Here is a 2,834-nt window from a genome sequence, read left to right as displayed (position 1 = left end):
CCTGTGGAAAAGTATTGGCCTATTCGCGGGCAAGCCCGCTCCCACAGATACAGCGCAGCCTTGAAGACTATGAGACCCCTGTGGGAGCGGGCTTGCCCGCGAAGAGGCCGGCATAGCCGCTACAACGCTTACTGAATCTGCTCCGGCGTCACGATCACCCAGTTCTTGTCCGCCGTCACCGGCAACCCTTCCTTCGCCTGCGCCGCCGCATGCTTGGCGATCATTCCGTTCAGTTGGTCCATGTACTTGGCCTTGCGGTTTATCCACAGGTGGATGCCGCCCTTGCCCACGTCGACCCCATGAAACTGCATGTAGCCGTCGCTGGTTGGCGTATCGCCGCCTACCAGCACCGGTCGCTTCCACTCATCGATGTAGGTCAGGATGGCTGCCTGCTTGCCAGCCATCCAGGTGGCGGGTGTCCACAGATAGGGCGTCAACTCCAGGCCCTCGTTGGCCTTGGCATCATAGTGGCCTTCGCTGATCTGCTTGCGCGCCGTGGTCAGCGCGCCGCTGGAGCGGTCCTTGAGCAGCAGGCTGACGCCGATCACGTTCTGCGGCTTGACGTTGTAGCCATACTTGGGATCGGACGCGACCATGCGCACCAGCTCCTCGGACGCGGCCGAGATCACGTAGACCTCGATGCCGTTCTCCATCAGCTTGTTGTACAGCTCGGCCTGGCCGGTGAAGACCTTCGGCGGCTGCACCTCGATGCTCTTGACCTGATCGCCTTCGAAGTAGGTGCTGGGGACCGGCTTGTTCGAGGCCATCAGCTCATCGACCTGAACCTTCAGTTCCTTGAGCGTGAAGCCCGAGAACACCTGCGCCACCCAGGGGTAGCAGACCATGTCATCGATTTCGCACAGGCGATAGTAGTAGCTGAACAGGCTCTCCTTGTGCTCGGCGGTATCCTTGAACGGGATCAGCTTCAGCGAAGGATCGAGCTTGTCGCGGGTCAGCAGGCCCTTGTTCTCCATGAACGGCAGCAGCGCTTCCTCGAGGTCGTAGCGATAGCTGGTGTTGTCCATGTCGAAGACCGCGTAGTTACCCTTGTGGGCATTGGCAGCGATCATCGTGTCGAGCTGTTTGGCGGCCTCGGCGGGCCAGTGCTTGAGTTCGGTAGCCGCCCAGGTGCTGGCACTGAGCAGTAGGGCGAGACCGCCCGCGAGGAGTTTCGGAGCAGACATCATGTGCGTTCTCCAGAGACATGGCCGCTCAAGCCTAGACCGCCTGCATGACAGGCAGACGTCTGGCACCGACCTCGAAAGAGCCCGAAACGGCATGTTCATTGGCAACCGCGACAGCCCGTTATTCCATAAACGACTATCTAAATTACATTTAGATATAAATTCGTTTGTTTTCAGACTGTTAGCATTTCCGTTCGCAATCGCTCACAGAGGCGATTCCTACTTTTGCTTCACGGAGCTTCAATGAACCTGCCGCTTTCCCTCAACCTGCTGGCGTTCCTGGCCCTGCTGCTGGGCCTGGCGCAAACCCGTCGCACCGACTGGAGCCTGGCGAAAAAAGTGCTGCTTGGCCTGGTGCTGGGCGTCCTGTTCGGCCTGGTGCTGCACAGCCTGTACGGCGCAGGTCATCCGGTGCTCAAGGCGACCATCGCCTGGCTCGACCTGGTCGGCAACGGCTATGTCGGCTTGCTGCAGATGATCGTCATGCCGCTGATCTTCGCCTCGATCCTCAGCGCGGTGGCACGTCTGCACAACGCCTCGGCCCTTGGCCGGATCAGCGTGCTGAGCATCGGCACCCTGCTGCTGACCACAGCCATTGCCGCACTGATCGGCATCGCCCTGACCAACCTGTTCGGCCTCAGTGCCGAGGGCCTGGTCGCAGGCGTCCAGGAAACCGCGCGCCTGCAGGCCATCAACAGCGACTACGCAGGCAAGGTCGCCGACCTCAACATCCCGCAACTACTGCTGTCGTTCATCCCCAGCAACCCGGTGGGCGACCTGGCCCGGGCCAAGCCGACCTCGATCATCAGCGTGGTGATCTTCGCCGTGTTCCTCGGCCTTGCTGCCCTGCAACTGATCAAAGACGACAAGGACAAGGGCGAGCGCGCCCTGTCGGCCATCGACGTGCTGCAGGCCTGGGTCATGCGCCTGGTGCGCCTGGTGATGAAGCTCACGCCTTATGGCGTCCTGGCGCTGATGACCAAGGTGGTGGCCAGCTCGAACCTCGATGACATCCTCAAGCTGGGCAGCTTCGTGGTGGTGTCGTACATCGGCCTGGGGCTGATGTTCGTGGTGCACGGGGTGATCCTGGCGTTCACTGGCGTCAGCCCGCTGCGCTTCTTCCGCAAAGTCTGGCCGGTGCTGACCTTTGCCTTCACCAGCCGCTCCAGCGCCGCCAGCATCCCGCTGAACATCGAGGCGCAGACGCGCCGCCTGGGCGTGCCACAGTCGATCGCCAGCTTCAGCGCATCGTTCGGCGCGACCATCGGCCAGAACGGCTGCGCCGGCCTGTATCCGGCAATGCTGGCGGTGATGGTGGCGCCGGCCGTGGGCATCGACACCTTCGATCCACTGTGGATCGCGACCCTGGTAGCCATCGTCACCCTGAGCTCGGCAGGGGTTGCCGGGGTCGGAGGCGGCGCGACCTTCGCCGCGCTGATCGTGCTGCCGGCCATGGACCTGCCGGTCGAGCTGGTGGCGCTGCTGATCTCGGTAGAGCCGCTGATCGACATGGGCCGCACCGCGTTGAACGTGAATGGCTCGATGACCGCAGGCGTGGTGACCAGTCAACTGCTCAAGCAGACCGACCAGCAAGTACTGGCCGGGGACGAGCATGCCGAGCTGAGTCACTCCTGAGCAACACTTGCCCTG

At 62.2% G+C, this 2,834-nt stretch carries 2 protein-coding genes; one reads left to right on the top strand and one right to left on the bottom strand.

All coding sequences use genetic code 11. The features are described 5' to 3' along the window. Positions 1-128: 128 nt before the first annotated feature. Complete coding sequence (locus ACPZMI_RS02165) at positions 129-1,184, bottom strand: HAD family hydrolase (protein WP_426351589.1); 1,056 nt, start codon at positions 1,182-1,184, stop codon at positions 129-131. 243 nt (positions 1,185-1,427) lie between these two features. Here ACPZMI_RS02165 and ACPZMI_RS02160 point away from each other — a divergent pair, with 243 nt between their 5' ends. Then, positions 1,428-2,819, top strand: coding sequence for an L-cystine transporter (locus ACPZMI_RS02160; RefSeq protein WP_426351588.1), 1,392 nt, complete (start codon positions 1,428-1,430; stop codon positions 2,817-2,819). The last annotated feature ends 15 nt before the right edge of the window (positions 2,820-2,834 follow it).

Source organism: Pseudomonas wayambapalatensis (assembly GCF_049942315.1).
GTDB lineage: Bacteria > Pseudomonadota > Gammaproteobacteria > Pseudomonadales > Pseudomonadaceae > Aquipseudomonas > Aquipseudomonas wayambapalatensis.
This window is presented reverse-complemented; position numbering and strand designations above follow the sequence as displayed.

Coding starts and splice junctions, on each gene's coding strand:
- ACPZMI_RS02165 (WP_426351589.1), bottom strand. CDS start 1,184: ATGTCTGCTCCGAAACTCCTCGCGGGCGGTCTCGCCCTACTGCTCAGT.
- ACPZMI_RS02160 (WP_426351588.1), top strand. CDS start 1,428: ATGAACCTGCCGCTTTCCCTCAACCTGCTGGCGTTCCTGGCCCTGCTG.